Source organism: Nocardioides oleivorans (assembly GCF_004137255.1).
Classification (GTDB): domain Bacteria; phylum Actinomycetota; class Actinomycetes; order Propionibacteriales; family Nocardioidaceae; genus Nocardioides; species Nocardioides oleivorans.
This window is the reverse complement of sequence record NZ_SDWT01000001.1, coordinates 2,360,133-2,373,616: the sequence shown is the minus strand read 5'-3', so window position 1 is coordinate 2,373,616 and position 13,484 is coordinate 2,360,133. Positions and strand designations below refer to the sequence as shown.

12 protein-coding genes and 1 tRNA gene are annotated in these 13,484 nt (G+C 71.8%); 9 read left to right on the top strand and 4 right to left on the bottom strand.

Annotated features, from left to right (window positions below; genetic code table 11):
- Window positions 1–99: 99 nt before the first annotated feature.
- Window positions 100–2,499 (top strand): aminopeptidase N, encoded by a 2,400-nt coding sequence (gene pepN / locus EUA93_RS11320; protein ID WP_242497437.1) that lies wholly within the window; start codon window positions 100–102, stop codon window positions 2,497–2,499.
- 97 nt (window positions 2,500–2,596) lie between these two features.
- On the opposite strand, the gene EUA93_RS11315 is transcribed toward pepN, so the two are convergent.
- Both EUA93_RS11315 and glmU read right to left on the bottom strand, forming a co-directional pair.
- Window positions 2,597–3,568, bottom strand: coding sequence for a ribose-phosphate diphosphokinase (locus EUA93_RS11315; RefSeq protein WP_129401200.1), 972 nt, complete (start codon window positions 3,566–3,568; stop codon window positions 2,597–2,599).
- Window positions 3,569–3,673: 105 nt separating this feature from the next.
- Window positions 3,674–5,110, bottom strand: coding sequence for a bifunctional UDP-N-acetylglucosamine diphosphorylase/glucosamine-1-phosphate N-acetyltransferase GlmU (gene glmU / locus EUA93_RS11310; RefSeq protein ID WP_129400230.1), 1,437 nt, complete (start codon window positions 5,108–5,110; stop codon window positions 3,674–3,676).
- A 135-nt stretch (window positions 5,111–5,245) separates the two neighbouring features.
- Here glmU and EUA93_RS11305 point away from each other — a divergent pair, with 135 nt between their 5' ends.
- Window positions 5,246–6,055, top strand: coding sequence for a hypothetical protein (locus EUA93_RS11305; RefSeq protein ID WP_129400229.1), 810 nt, complete (start codon window positions 5,246–5,248; stop codon window positions 6,053–6,055).
- On the opposite strand, the gene EUA93_RS11300 is transcribed toward EUA93_RS11305, so the two are convergent.
- A tRNA-Gln gene (locus tag EUA93_RS11300) sits at window positions 6,044–6,122 on the bottom strand. The two genes, EUA93_RS11305 and EUA93_RS11300, sit on opposite strands and share 12 nt — an antisense overlap.
- 146 nt (window positions 6,123–6,268) lie before the next feature.
- Here EUA93_RS11300 and EUA93_RS11295 point away from each other — a divergent pair.
- The 7 genes from EUA93_RS11295 to EUA93_RS11265 are packed head-to-tail and all read left to right on the top strand — an operon-like array spanning window position 6,269 to window position 12,312.
- On the top strand, window positions 6,269–7,237 hold the full coding sequence (locus tag EUA93_RS11295; RefSeq protein WP_242497326.1) for an ABC transporter ATP-binding protein: 969 nt from the start codon (window positions 6,269–6,271) through the stop codon (window positions 7,235–7,237).
- Window positions 7,230–8,114 (top strand): ABC transporter permease, encoded by an 885-nt coding sequence (locus EUA93_RS11290; protein WP_129400228.1) that lies wholly within the window; start codon window positions 7,230–7,232, stop codon window positions 8,112–8,114. Before EUA93_RS11295 ends, EUA93_RS11290 begins: the two co-directional genes overlap by 8 nt.
- On the top strand, window positions 8,111–9,022 hold the full coding sequence (locus EUA93_RS11285; protein WP_129400227.1) for an ABC transporter ATP-binding protein: 912 nt from the start codon (window positions 8,111–8,113) through the stop codon (window positions 9,020–9,022). The genes EUA93_RS11290 and EUA93_RS11285 overlap by 4 nt, the downstream gene beginning before the upstream one ends.
- On the top strand, window positions 9,019–9,720 hold the full coding sequence (locus EUA93_RS11280; protein WP_129400226.1) for an ABC transporter permease: 702 nt from the start codon (window positions 9,019–9,021) through the stop codon (window positions 9,718–9,720). Before EUA93_RS11285 ends, EUA93_RS11280 begins: the two co-directional genes overlap by 4 nt.
- 21 nt (window positions 9,721–9,741) lie before the next feature.
- Window positions 9,742–10,572 carry a glycosyl hydrolase gene (locus EUA93_RS11275; protein WP_129400225.1) on the top strand — a complete coding sequence of 277 codons (831 nt, stop codon included), beginning with the start codon at window positions 9,742–9,744 and terminating at the stop codon, window positions 10,570–10,572.
- Between the two features lie 46 nt (window positions 10,573–10,618).
- The gene (locus EUA93_RS11270; protein ID WP_207208663.1) at window positions 10,619–11,752 is read left to right on the top strand and encodes an ATP-dependent DNA ligase; all 1,134 of its coding nucleotides are present in this window, start codon (window positions 10,619–10,621) and stop codon (window positions 11,750–11,752) included.
- Window positions 11,749–12,312: a hypothetical protein gene (locus EUA93_RS11265; protein WP_129400224.1), complete on the top strand. Its 564-nt coding sequence runs from the start codon at window positions 11,749–11,751 to the stop codon at window positions 12,310–12,312. The genes EUA93_RS11270 and EUA93_RS11265 overlap by 4 nt, the downstream gene beginning before the upstream one ends.
- Window positions 12,313–12,329: 17 nt before the next feature.
- On the opposite strand, the gene EUA93_RS11260 is transcribed toward EUA93_RS11265, so the two are convergent.
- Entirely contained in the window at window positions 12,330–13,412 is a 1,083-nt protein-coding gene (locus EUA93_RS11260) for a sulfotransferase family protein (RefSeq protein WP_129400223.1), read from the bottom strand.
- Window positions 13,413–13,484 lie beyond the last annotated feature (72 nt).

Here is a 13,484-nt window from a genome sequence, read left to right as displayed (position 1 = left end):
GCCGAGGCAACCCGGAAACCCTAGACCCGGCGACGGCCCCGGGTCGAATCCCGGGCGCGCGGCCCGACACCGGGCCCCTAGGGTGGCCGGGTGCCCCTGATGCTCCCCGAGGCGCGCGAGCGCGCCACCCTGCTGACCGACGTCCACACCGAGGTCCACCTCGACCTCACCTCGACCGACGACTTCCTCGTCGAGGCGACGATCTCCTTCGGCTGCACCCAGCCGGGAGCGACGTCGTTCCTCGAGCTCAACGGCGGCTCGGACGTCACCCTCGACGGACAGCCGGCGCCGTACGCCGACGGGCGCATCGCGCTGGCCGGCCTCGGCGCGACCAACACGGTCCGGGTCACCGCGCGGATGCCGTACGTCCACGACGGCGACGGCATGACCGAGACGATCGACCCGGCCGACGGCGAGCGCTACCTGTCGGCGCACACGTCGATGGACATCACCCAGAAGGTGATCCCCTGCTTCGACCAGCCCGACATCAAGTCCACCTTCTCCGTGTCGGTCACCGCTCCGTCGCACTGGACGGTCCTGGCCAACGGCGCCCTGGAGTCCCGCGACGGCGACACCTGGCGCTTCGCGACGACGCCGCCGTTCTCGACGTACCTCTTCACCGTCCAGGGCGGGCCGTGGGTCTCGGTCACTTGGGACGAGCCCTACGCCCCGGCGCCCGGCGGCACGCTGCCGTTCGGCTGGCACGCCCGCGCGTCGCAGGAGCGCGAGCTGCGCCGCGACGCCGACGAGCTCAGGCGGATCACCAGCGCGTGCTTCCAGCACTACACGACCGTCTTCGAGCCGGAGTACCCCTACGCCGACTACCAGCAGGTCTTCGCACCCGGCCTCAACTGGGGCGCCATGGAGTTCCCCGGCTGCGTCGTCTTCCGCGACTCCTTCCTCTCCCCCGGCACGCCGACCGAGCTGGAGAAGGAGTGGGTCGCCTCCACCATCGCGCACGAGATGGCGCACATGTGGTTCGGCGACCTGGTCACGATGAGGTGGTGGGAGGACTCATGGCTCAACGAGTCCTTCGCCGACTTCATGGGGTTCGACGTCGCGGGCATCGCGGCCGGCTACACCGATGCCTGGACCTCGGCCGCCATCACCCGCAAGCCGACCGGCTACCGCGCCGACCGCCGTCGATCGACGCACCCCATCGCGGAGGACACCGACAAGATCGTCGACGTCGACACCGCCTTCGCGAACTTCGACATGATCACCTACGCCAAGGGCAACTCCGCGCTCGCCCAGCTCGGGCACTGGCTCGGCGAGGAGGACTTCCTCGCCGGGGTGAACCGGCACCTCACCGCCCACGCCTTCGGCAACGCCGACCTCGCCGACTTCCTCGACTCCCTCGACGCCGCCACCGACAAGGACGTCCGCGGCTGGGCCGAGTCGTGGCTGCGCACGACCGGCTTCGACACCCTCGTCGTCACGCGTGAGGGCGACGTGCCCGTGCTGACCCGCGAGGGTTCGCGGTCGCACCGCATCACCGTGTCGGCGTACGACGACGCGATGGCGCTCGTCGGCACCGAGGACGTGCTGGTCGGGGACGAGCCCGTGCGGCTCGACGCCTTCGCCGGACGAGTCGTGGTGCCGAGCTCCGGCGACGAGACCTTCGCCGTGGTCCGACCCGACGACGAGTCGTGGGCCGCGATCACGGCCGGCCTGTCATCCGTGGAGTCCCCGTTGACCCGGGCGATGCTCTGGTGGACCGCCGTCGACCTGACCGAGGCCCACGTGATCCCGGTGGCCGACCTGGTCGCGCTCGCCGACCGCCACCTGCGGCCCGAGACGCACCCCGTCGTCTTCGAGGGCGTGATGCGCAACCTGCAGCTGATCGCGCGCCGCTACTCGACGCCGTCCGAGGTGGCCGGGCACCTTGCCGTGATCGCCGACATCGCTCGAGGGGCGGTCGATGGTGGCGACCCGGCCCTGGCGCCCGGCGCCTCCCGGGTGCTCGCCCGGCTCAGCGCCGACCGCGACTTCCTCGTCGGCTGGCTCGGCCAGGACGACGTCGACCCCAGCGTGCGCTGGGCCGCCGTGCACCGGCTCGCCGAGCTCGGCGACCCCTCGCACATCGACCCCGAGTCCGAGCGCGACAAGTCGGTCTCCGGCCACCACTCCGCGCTCCGCGCCCGGGCCGCGGTCCCGACGCCGGAGGCCAAGGAGGAGGTCTGGGGCAGGCTGATGGGCGGCGAGCTCGGCAACCACGAGTTCGACGCCGTCGGCGAGGGCTTCTGGGGCTGGGAGCAGGCCGACCTGCTGCGGCCCTACCTCCAGCGCTACGTCACCGACGGCCTCGACCTCGCCCGCCGATCCGGCCAGGCCATGTCGGACGTCATCGGCGACGCCTTCCCGACCCTGCCGCTCAGCGTCGACGTACGCCGCGAGCTCCGCGCCGCGGTCGCCTCGGCCCTTGAGGCCGGGGACGTGCCCACGGTCCTTGCGCGCTCGTGGAACGACTCGCTCGACGACCTCGACCGGACGTTCTGAGCGAGGGCGGTCACCGGATATCCGGTGACCGCCCCGCTTGTCGGCCCAGATCTGGGTGCCGAAGCGGGAGACTCGGGTGCACAGCACCCGGATCGGCTCAGGCGTGCCCGTCGAACATCGAGGTGACGGAGCCGTCCTCGAAGACCTCGCGGATGGCGCGGGCGATGAGGGGCGCGATCGAGAGCGTCGTGAGCTTGTCGAACTGCTTGTCCGCGGGGATCGGGAGCGTGTTGGTGACCACGACCTCGATGGCGGAGGAGTTCTTGAGCCGGTCGACGGCGGGGTCGGACAGGATCGGGTGGGTCGCGGCGATGACCACGCCCGCGGCACCGGCCTCGACGCAGGCCTCGGCCGCCTTCACGATCGTGCCGCCGGTGTCGATCATGTCGTCGGTCAGGATGCAGATCTTGCCGCTCACGTCACCGACGACGCGGTTGGCGACGACCTCGTTGGCCACGTCGATGCGACGGCTCTTGTGGATGAAGGCCAGCGGTGCGCCACCGAGGCGGGCCGACCAGCGCTCGGCGACCTTGATCCGGCCGGCGTCCGGCGAGACCACGGCGAGCGGCTGGTCGCCGTACTTCTGCTTGACGTAGTCGGTGAGGATCGGCAGCGCCATCAGGTGGTCGACGGGGCCGTCGAAGAAGCCCTGGATCTGGTCGGCGTGGAGGTCGACCGTGATGAGCCGGTCGGCTCCGGCGGTCTTGAACAGGTCGGCCATCAGCCGCGCCGAGATCGGCTCGCGGCCGCGGTGCTTCTTGTCCTGGCGGGCATAGCCGTAGAACGGCATGACGACGGTGATCCGCTTGGCCGACGCGCGCTTGAGGGCGTCGACCATGATCAGGTGCTCCATCACCCACTCGTTGATCGGAGCCGTGTGGCTCTGGATGACGAAGGCGTCGCACCCGCGCACCGACTCCTCGTAGCGGACGTAGAGCTCACCGTTGGCGAAGGCTCGTGCGTCCTGCGGGACGAGCCCGCACTCGAGGAGGTCGGCGACCTCGTGCGACAGCTCGGGGAAGGCCCGGCCACTGAAGACCATCAGGTTCTTCTCGGTGGTGCGCTTCATTCCGGTCACGCCACGCAACTCCTCGCTCGGGGGGCTGTTTCGGAGGTGTTCGGCATGATTCTGACCCACCCGCGGGCCATCCCCAAGACCGGGGTCACTGGTCGGTCACTCGGCGGACTTCTCCTGCTGTTCACGTGCCGTTCGGGCCGCCTCGCCCTGCGCCGTACCGGCCCGCTTCGACTCGCTCCAGCCCTCGAGGTTGCGCTGCGCGGAGGCGCTCACGGCCAGCGCACCGGCCGGCACGTTGCGGCGTACGGTCGTGCCACCCGCGGTGCCGGCCCCGTCCCCCACCGACACCGGCGCGACGAAGGTGTTGTTCGACCCGGTCCGGGCGTGGCGGCCGATGACGGTGCGGTGCTTGGCCACCCCGTCGTAGTTGGCGAAGATCGTCCCGGCGCCGATGTTGGTGCCCTCACCGATCTCGGCGTCGCCGACGTAGGACAGGTGCGGGACCTTGGCACCGTCGCCGATCTGCGCGTTCTTGGTCTCCACGAAGGTGCCGATCTTGCCCGCGATGCCGAGCTGCGTGCCGGGGCGGAGGTAGGCGAAGGGCCCGACGGTGGCCCGGTCGCCGATGACGGCGAGCTCTCCATGGGTGCGTACGACGCGAGCGCCGGCGCCGACCTCGCAGTCCTTCAGCGTCGTGTCGGGGCCGACCACGGCGTCCTCGCGCACGACGGTCGCGCCGAGGAGCTGGGTGCCGGGCAGGATCACCACGTCGGGCTCGAGCACAACGTCGGCCTCGATCCAGGTCGTCGCCGGGTCCATGACGGTCACGCCGTCCTTCATCCAGCGGGTGACGATGCGGCGGTTGAGCTCCTTGCCCAGGTCGGCGAGCTGCGCGCGGTCGTTGGCGCCCTCGGTCTGCGCGACGTCGTCGATCAGGTGCGCACCGACCGTGAGACCGTCCTCGCGGGCGATGCCGACGGCGTCGGTGAGGTAGTACTCGCCCTTGGCGTTGTCGTTGCCGATCCGCGGCAGCGCGGAGACGAGGAACTCGGCGTCGAAGGCGAGGATGCCGGAGTTGATCTCGTCGATCTCGCGCTGCTCCGGCGAGGCGTCCTTCTCCTCCACGATCGCCTCGACGTCGCCCTCGTGGTTGCGCACGATGCGGCCGTAGCCGAACGGGTTCGGCACCCGCCCGCTCAGGATGCTCACCGCGCGCTGGGCGGCCTCGTGCTCGGCGGCGAACGCCCGCAGCGACTCCCCCTCCAGCAGCGGGGTGTCACCGGCCGCGACGATCACGGTGCCGGTGGTCGTGCCGGACGCCTCCATCGCGATGCGTACGGCGTGCCCGGTGCCGTCCTGCGTCTCCTGGACCGCCAGCACGGCGTTCGGCATGAGGTCGATGATGTGCGGGCCCACCTGGTCGCGCTGGTGGCCCACGACGGCGACGACGCTGGTCGGCTCGACAGCCGCCACGGCGGTGAGCACGTGGCCGATCATGGAGCGACCGGCGACCGGGTGCAGCACCTTCATGGTCTTCGACTTCATGCGGGTGCCGCCGCCGGCGGCGAGGACGATGACGGTGAGGTTGTCCATGGCCGCAGTGTGTCACCGCCCGGTGACGGGCCGGCCCATCGAGTCGCACGCCGTCCCCGCACCCGCCCCTGGACTTCCACCCGCACGCGTGGAAATCCATCGCGGCGGCCCGGGCACGTCGGTGAGCATGGGGTGATGGAGGACGAGGACTACGCGCGCGGGCTGTTCCGCATCCTGGGCGCGCAGCCCGACCCGGACCTCGAGCCGGGACGCCTGGGCGACGACTGGATCGACCGCTCCGACGGCTTCGGCACGGAGGTGCAGGTGACGTCGGTCGAGGTGGTCCCGGGCCCGTACGGCGCGCAGCTCGAGGTCGGCTTCCGGCTCGAGGTCCCTCCGGGGCTCGACGTGCCCGAGGGCGGGTCCGTCCGGTTTCCGCTGGACGAGGAGTGGCGCGTGCTCTGCGGTTTCGCCGAGCCCGAGGACTACGCGCCACGCATCGCGAGCCGGCTGGTGCGGGCAGCGCGGGACCACGTGGTCGCCCACATCGAGCCACCGCGGCCCGGCTACGAGCCGCCGGCCTCGGACAAGCAGCGCGCGATCCTGCTGCACGTGCTCGGGCGGGTCGGAACGGTCGAGGAGCTGGGGACGGATCGCTTCGTCGTACGTCGCGGAGCGGACGGCCACGTCGAGCACGAGCGAGAGGTCACCGTGATCCTCACCCCGGAGCAGTGGGAGCAGGTCCTCCGCCGCCACGGCCCGGTGAGGCACGGCGGGTTCGACCATTACGAGGAGACGTTCGCCTCGGCGCCGGAGGAGGAGCGGTTCTGGGTCTTCTGGGAGGGCGACCTCGTGTCCTCGACCCGCGAGGAGCTACCACCGGCGACGACACCCTGGCCACCGCTGCGCGAGGTGAGGCAGCGGCTGGCCGAGGCGCGGGCGAGCGGCACGACGTACGGCTGGTTCGCCTACGAGCCCTTGCGGGACGAGGAGCTCCCCGGGTAGGAGTCGAACCTACGTCGCTAGTCCTGATTCAAAGTCAGGCGGGCCCTGCCGGCAGACCAACCGGGGATAGGCGACCAAGCCTAGGGCCCGCCTCGGGCGGGGCTGCCGAGGCCCGGCAGACCAACCGGGGCCGACACATCTTCACCACACCTCCACGCGGATCCGGGCGATCCCTGATGCCGGTGGGTACGACGCCCCGCTAGCGTGGCGGTCGTGACGGGGGAACTGACACCGGGGGCCGGACGGCCGCCGGTCATCGCGACTGCGGGCCTGACCAAGCACTACGGCTCGGTCCATGCGCTGACCGACCTGACGGTCGAGGTCGGGCCGGGCGTGACGGGTCTCGTCGGCGCCAACGGTGCCGGGAAGTCGACGCTGATCAAGATCCTGCTCGGCCTGCTCGAGCCGACGCGCGGTCACGCGCTGGTGCTCGGCCACGACATCGAGCACCAGGGCCAGGAGATCCGCCGGCTGGTCGGCTACATGCCCGAGCACGACTGCCTGCCGCCCGACGTCAGCGCCAGCGACTTCGTCGTGCACATGGCGCGGATGTCCGGGATGGGCGCCTCCGCCGCGCGTGAGCGGGCCGCCGACGTGCTGCGCCACGTGGGGCTCGACGAGGAGCGCTACCGGCCGATGGGCGGCTACTCCACCGGCATGAAGCAGCGCGCCAAGCTCGCCCAGGCGCTCGTGCACGACCCGCGGCTGGTCTTCCTCGACGAGCCGACCAACGGCCTCGACCCGGCCGCCCGCAACGACATGCTCCGCCTCGTCGGCCGCATCGGGAGCGACTTCGGCATCGCCGTCCTGGTCACCTCCCACCTGCTCGGCGAGCTCGAGCAGGTCAGCGACCACGTGATCGTCCTCGACGGCGGCAACCTGCTCCGGTCGAGCGCCACGACCGACTTCCTGCGCCAGACCGGGAGCCTGCTGGTCGAGGTCGTCGGCACCGAGACCGAGCGCGACCGGCTCGGCGAGGCCCTCGCCCAGCGCGGGCTGGCCTGCCGCCCGCGCGGCAAGGTGGTCGCGATCGACCCGCCGCCGCCCGAGCTCGCCGGGGAGGGTGTCGCCCACGACCTGATCCGCGACGTCGCGGCCGACCTCGGCCTCGGCCTGATGCGCCTCGAGCCCGACCGTGGTCACCTCGAGGACGTCTTCCTCGAAGGAGGCGTGCGTGTCTGACACGAGCGGACGCTCCGGCGTCATCCACGACCTCGGCTACCGCCACTACGACGGCGCCCGCGAGGGCACCGGCGCGATCGCGCGCACGCTGTTCGTCACCGGCCTGCGCCACGCGTACGGCCTGGGGCGCTCGGGCAAGTCGAAGGTGATGCCCTTCCTGCTGCTGGCCATGTCGGTGCTGCCGGCGGCGATCATCGTCGGCGTCGTGGTGCTCACCGGGCTCGGCAGCCTGCCGGTCACCTACGCCGACTTCACCAACCAGACCAACCTGCTCGTGAGCCTCTTCGCCGCGGCCCAGGCGCCCGTCCTCTTCTCCCGCGACCTGCGGCACCGCTCGATCGTGCTCTACCTCGCGCGCCCGCTGTCGGCATCGGTCTTCGCCCTCGTGCGCTGGCTCTCGCTCACCGTCGCGATCTTCCTCTTCACGCTGGTGCCGACCGCCCTCCTCCTCGCGGGCGCGCTGCTCGCCGGGCTCGACACGAGCGACCAGCTCAGCGACGTGGGCAAGGCCCTCCTCCTGCAGGTGGTGCTGGCCGCGCTGGTCGCCGGTCTGTCCGGGCTGATCTCGTCGGTCTCGCTGCGCCGCGGCTTCGCGGTCGTCGGCTCGGTGATGGTGCTGATCGTGCTCGCCTCGGTGGTCACCGTGATCCAGGCGATCTCCCGCGAGCAGGACTCCGAGGCCGTGGGCGTCTGGGCGGGGCTGCTCTCGCCGTGGTCGCTCTACAGCGGGCTCGGCCAGGCGTGGGACGCCGGCGTGCGCAACCCGGTGACGGTCGACGGCGCCTGGGCTCCGGCGTACGCCATCGTGGCCCTGCTGCTGGTCGGCGGCTGCCTCCTCGGGCTGGTCGCCCGCTTCCGGAAGGTGGGCTCGCGATGAGCGACCTGGTCCTCGAGTCGGCCTCGCGCTGGTTCGGCAACGTCGTCGCGGTCAACGACGTCTCGCTCTCCATCGGCCCCGGTGTCACCGGGCTGCTCGGCCCCAACGGTGCCGGCAAGACCACCTTGATGGCGATGATGGCGGGCTTCCTCGCCCCGTCCGCCGGCTCCGTCACGCTCGACGGGCAGCCGGTGTGGCGCAACACAGCGATCTACCGCCAGATCGGGCTGGTCCCCGAGAGGGAGCTGAGCTTCGGCTACCTCACCGGCCGCCAGTTCGTCCGCGCCAACGCCGACCTGCACAAGCTGCCCGACGCGGCCGCGGCCACCGAGCGGATCCTCGAGGTCGTCGACATGGTCGAGCCGGCTGCCCGCCGCCTCGACACGTACTCCAAGGGCATGCGACAGCGCGTGAAGATCGCCGCCGCGCTGGTCCACGACCCCGCCGTGCTGCTGCTCGACGAGCCGTTCAACGGCGTCGACCCGCGCCAGCGGATGCACCTGATGGACCTGCTCCGCCGCCTCGGCGACGAGGGCAGGACGGTGCTGTTCAGCTCGCACATCCTCGAGGAGGTCGAGCGGCTGGCGCGCCACATCGAGGTCGTCGTCTCCGGCCGGCACGCCGCCTCCGGCGACTTCGGCGCCATCCGGCGGCTGATGACCGACCGCCCGGTGCAGTACGCCGTCCGCTCGAGCGACAACCGCCGCCTGGCCGCGCTGCTCATGGCGGAGGCCTCGGTGCGCGCGGTGAGCCTGGGCAGCGAGCACCTCGACGTCCAGGTCGACGACCTCGGCAGCTTCGCCGTCGGGCTCCCCAGCCTGGCCCGGCAGCACGACCTGACCCTCTTCGAGCTCTCCCCCAGCGACGAGTCGCTGGAGAGCGTGTTCGCCTACCTGGTGGCCCGATGATCAACGCAACCATCGCCCGGCTCGCGCTCCAGGCGCTGCTCGGCCGACGCCGCTTCTACCTGCTGCTCGCCTTCCCGGTGCTGCTGATCGGGCTCGTCGCCCTGGTCGCCGCGCTCACCGACGGCGAGGCGGCCTACGAGCTCATCCCCGGCCTCGGCTACCCCTTGGTCCTGCCGCTCGTCGCGATCCTCGCGGCGTCGTCGGTGCTCGGGCCGGAGGTCGACGACGGCTCGATCGTCTACCTGCTCTCGAAGCCGGTCAGCCGGCACGGCATCGCGATCAGCAAGTGGCTGGTCGCCCTCGGAGCGACCCTGACGGCCGGCTCGCTGTCGATCTTCGTCGCCGCGCTCGTCACCGGCGACAGCACCCGGGCGGTCGCACTGCTGGTCGGCGCCGCCGTCGCCGGGACGGCGTACAGCGCCCTCTTCCTGGCCATCTCGTCGGTCACTCGCCACGCGGTGATCGCGTCGCTGATGTTCGTCCTGATCTGGGAGAGCCTGCTCGGCAACCTCTTCACCGGTGTCGCCTGGCTCAGCATCGGCCAGTGGGGCCTGCGGATCGGGCACGAGGTCTCCGACCAGCTGCCCGACCCGGCGAACCTCGCGTGGGCGATCATCGCCAGCGCGGTCGTGACGGTGGTCGGCGTGTTCTTCGCGGGCGACCGGTTGCGGTCCTTCTCGCTCCGCGGCGAGGACTGAGCCACGCCCTAGGCTGGGCGGATGAAGCGGCTCGTAGCACTGCTCGTCGTCCCCCTCGTGGCAGCCCTGCTGGCCACTCCGGCCGCTGCGGCACCGGCGCCTGACCGCGTCCAGGCCCGCGACGTGCGCGGCGTCGGCGTGTGGGAGATGCGTGGGGCCACGAAGGCGCTGCGGAAGTCGCGCGCCGGGTGGTACCACGCGTGGACGGCCGAGCCACCGGCGTACGTCGGCCGCACCCGCGCCGCGTTCGTGCCGATGATCTGGGGCGCGGGCTCCGTGACCGACGAGGCGCTCGCGTCGGCGAGGCAGCACGGTCCGTGGCTGCTCGGATTCAACGAGCCCGACCTCGGCGAGCAGGCGAACATGAGTGTCGAGCAGGCGCTCGACCTGTGGCCGCGGCTGGAGTCCACCGGTCTCCAGCTGGTCAGTCCCGCGGTCGCCTACGGCGGCGCCGACGCGGGCGGGTGGCTCGACGGCTTCATGAGCGGCGCCGAGCAGCGCGACCTGCGCGTCGACGCCGTCGCACTGCACTGGTACGGCGGCGACTGGCGGCCGCGGCGAGCCGTCGGGCAGCTCACCGACTACCTCGACGCCGTGCACGACCGCTACGGCAAGCCGATCTGGCTCACCGAGGTCGCCCTGATGCGCTTCGACGACGGACCGCGCGTGCCGTCCGGCAAGGTCCAGGCGCGCTTCGTGAGGCTGATGTCGCGAGCGCTCGCGGAGCGCGAGTGGGTGAGCCGGTGGGCGTGGTTCGGGCTGCCCGCCTCGGCGAAGGGCGCGAGCAGTGGCCTCTACCGGCCCGGCGCGCGACCGACCACGGTCGGCAAGGCCTACGCGGCACTGCCGTAGGCGGCCCTCACGTCCTGGCGGGCGCCGCAGGGATAGGCTCGATTTCGTGGACCTCCCCGTGATGCCGCCCGTGCAGCCGATGCTCGCGAAGAGCGTCAGCGGCGTGCCCGACCCGGCCAGGCACGGCGGGCTGAGCTTCGAGCCGAAGTGGGACGGCTTCCGCTGCCTGGTCTTCAAGGACGGCGACGAGATCGAGCTCGCGAGCCGCAACACCAAGCCGCTCACCCGCTACTTCCCCGAGGTCGTCGAGGCGTGCCGGCAGCAGCTGCCCGACCGCATCGTGCTCGACGGCGAGATCTTCGTCGGCCTCCAGGGGCCGGACGGCTGGCGGCTCGAGTTCGAGACGCTCCAGGAGCGCATCCACCCGGCCGCGAGCCGCGTCGACAAGCTCTCCGTGGAGACGCCCGCCGGCTTCGTCGCCTTCGACCTGCTGGCGCTCGGCGACGAGTCGTTCATGGACCGCCCGCTCTCCGAGCGCCGCGCCGCCCTCGTCGAGGCGCTGTCCGGGCTCGACGGCACCGGTCCGTGCTTCCTCACCCGCACCACCGAGGACCCCGCCGAGGCCGAGAGGTGGTTCGAGGCGTTCGAGGGAGCCGGCCTCGACGGTGTCGTCGCCAAGCCGCTCGGGTCGTCGTACGAGCCCAACAAGCGCACCATGCTCAAGATCAAGCACGAGCGCACCGCCGACGTGGTGCTGGCCGGCTACCGCGAGCACAAGACCTCGACCCCGGAGGAGCCGCTGATCGGCTCGCTGCTCCTGGGGCTGTACGACGACGACGGCGAGCTGCAGCACATCGGCGTCTCGGCCAGCTTCACCGCCGCGAAGCGGGCCGAGCTGTTCCACGAGCTGCAGCCGCTGGTCTGCGCCATCGCCGACCACCCGTGGGGCCGCTGGAACGAGTTCCTCACCGCCAACCCCGACCGCGTCCCCGGCACGCAGAGCCGCTGGAGCGCCGGCAAGGACCTCGGCTTCACCGCGCTGCGCCCCGAGCGGGTGCTCGAGGTGAAGTACGACCACATGGAGGGCCGCCGGTTCCGGCACACTGCGCACTTCAAACGGTGGCGCACCGACCGCGACCCGGAGAGCTGCGGCTACGCCCAGCTCGACGAACCGGCAGGCTACGACCTCACCAGGATCCTCAGCACCGACGCAGGCACGCACCCAGGAGGCACGCGATGACCGACGACATCCATGACGGGCAGGGCACCTACGACGTGGTGCTGCTCGTCGAGCAGGCACTCACCCCCGCCGACGCCCGGCAGGTCCGCTCGCTCCACTCCGAGATCGAGGACCAGGTCGTCTACCACGTCCTGCTGCCGCTCGAGGACGCCGCGGCCAGGGTCGAGGCGTCGATGGGCACACTCGGCGCCGGCGACCTGATGGCCGCCCCCGCGCTCACGATGACCGACGTCGACCTCGAGTCGCTGCGCCGCGAGTGCGAGGAGACGTCCTCGGCCGACCTCCAGCAGACGCTCAAGGTCATCGACGCCGCGGGCGGCACGGCGACCGGCAGGGTCACCTCCGAGCCGCCGGTCGACGCGCTGGCCGCGCTCGTCACGTCGGTCGATGCTCGCGAGGCGATCATCCTGACCCGCTCCCACGTCGTCGCGGAGTTCTTCCACGTCGACTGGACCTCGCGCGCCCGTCGCAAGCTCGGCGTACCCGTCCTCCACCTCATCGAGCACGAGAACTTCGACGAGCAGGCCTCCGGCACCGGCGAGGGCGTCACCGGCCTCTGACGGCCGGGCAGCCTGGCTCAGCGGCGCGTGATCCGGCGTACGACGGCTCGGCGCAGGATCGCGGCCGCCTCGCGCCCGCCGACGGTCTGGGCGAGCGGGGTCGAGCCGGCGCGGCGGGCCTGCTCGAGGTCGCGGCGCACCTGCTGGAGCGTGGACCGCTGGGTGTCGCGGGCCTCGCGGGCGGCGAGGGTCGACTCGGCCTTGGTGTGGTCGAAGGTGAGCGCGACGGCGTCGGCGTAGCGCGCGGTGTAGTCGGCGTGGACCTCGTCGAGCCGGGCGAGCGTGGCCTCGTCGTGCGGTGAGGTGGTCAGCACGCCGAGCAGCTGCCAGACCTCCTCGGCCATGTCCTTGAGCCAGTCGGGGGTGGCGACGTCGTCCCAGCCGAGCTGCGACTTGCGCATCGAGGGCTCGACGAAGTCGTCGACCGGGTGGTGGTCGGTGCTGGCCAGGTCGGTGTCGAAGGAGAGCGCGAGCTGCTCCTGCACCGGCGCCAGCGCGGCCCGCCAGTCGGCCAGCAGGTCGACGTACTTCACGAAGGCGCGCCTGGAGGCGCGGCCGGCCTGCTCGGTGAGGAGCGCGGCGTGCACCCAGCCGGCGACGTTGGACGTCTCCTTGGTCAGCCGCAGCTCGTCGGACTGGCTGGAGAGGTAGGCGATGTCGCGCGAGCCGACGACCTCGGCCGGGTGGCGCAGCGCGGTCAGCCAGCGCAGGTCGGCGCCGAGGTCCTTCGACGCCTCCTCCCAGGCCCGGGCGAACCAGAACGCGTGCGGGTCCTTGACGACGACCTGGTCGGCGTCGAGCTGGCCGGACAGCCACTCGCGGAGCTCGGCGGTGGTCTCGCCCGAGGCGAGGTAGTCGGCGACGAGCTGGACCGCGGCGGGTCGGCTGTCGATGTTGAAGAGCGCGAGCTCCTTGAGGTGGCGCTTGTGGAAGTCGATGACCCACTGCGGCTCGTAGAACCCGCGCGGGTTGGTCTCCGACGCCTCGACCTCGGGCTGCGGCACGTGCAGGCCGAGCCGCTTCAGGGTGCCGGCGAGGGAGCTGGTGCCGCTGCGGCCGGAACCGGACACCAGGACCAGCGGGGTGGAGGACATCGGCATGCGGCTCACCCTATCGGCCGCTCGCCCGGCCTCTAGGATCGTGGCGACCCGCTCGCAGAGACAGGACTGAGG

Bases quoted from the DNA above. Each gene is read 5' to 3' on its own strand.
- glmU (WP_129400230.1), bottom strand. From the start codon at position 5,110: ATGGACAACCTCACCGTCATCGTCCTCGCCGCCGGCGGCGGCACCCGC.
- EUA93_RS11315 (WP_129401200.1), bottom strand. From the start codon at position 3,568: ATGAAGCGCACCACCGAGAAGAACCTGATGGTCTTCAGTGGCCGGGCC.
- EUA93_RS11275 (WP_129400225.1), top strand. From the start codon at position 9,742: ATGAAGCGGCTCGTAGCACTGCTCGTCGTCCCCCTCGTGGCAGCCCTG.
- EUA93_RS11265 (WP_129400224.1), top strand. From the start codon at position 11,749: ATGACCGACGACATCCATGACGGGCAGGGCACCTACGACGTGGTGCTG.
- EUA93_RS11305 (WP_129400229.1), top strand. From the start codon at position 5,246: ATGGAGGACGAGGACTACGCGCGCGGGCTGTTCCGCATCCTGGGCGCG.
- EUA93_RS11285 (WP_129400227.1), top strand. From the start codon at position 8,111: ATGAGCGACCTGGTCCTCGAGTCGGCCTCGCGCTGGTTCGGCAACGTC.
- EUA93_RS11280 (WP_129400226.1), top strand. From the start codon at position 9,019: ATGATCAACGCAACCATCGCCCGGCTCGCGCTCCAGGCGCTGCTCGGC.
- pepN (WP_242497437.1), top strand. From the start codon at position 100: ATGCTCCCCGAGGCGCGCGAGCGCGCCACCCTGCTGACCGACGTCCAC.
- EUA93_RS11260 (WP_129400223.1), bottom strand. From the start codon at position 13,412: ATGCCGATGTCCTCCACCCCGCTGGTCCTGGTGTCCGGTTCCGGCCGC.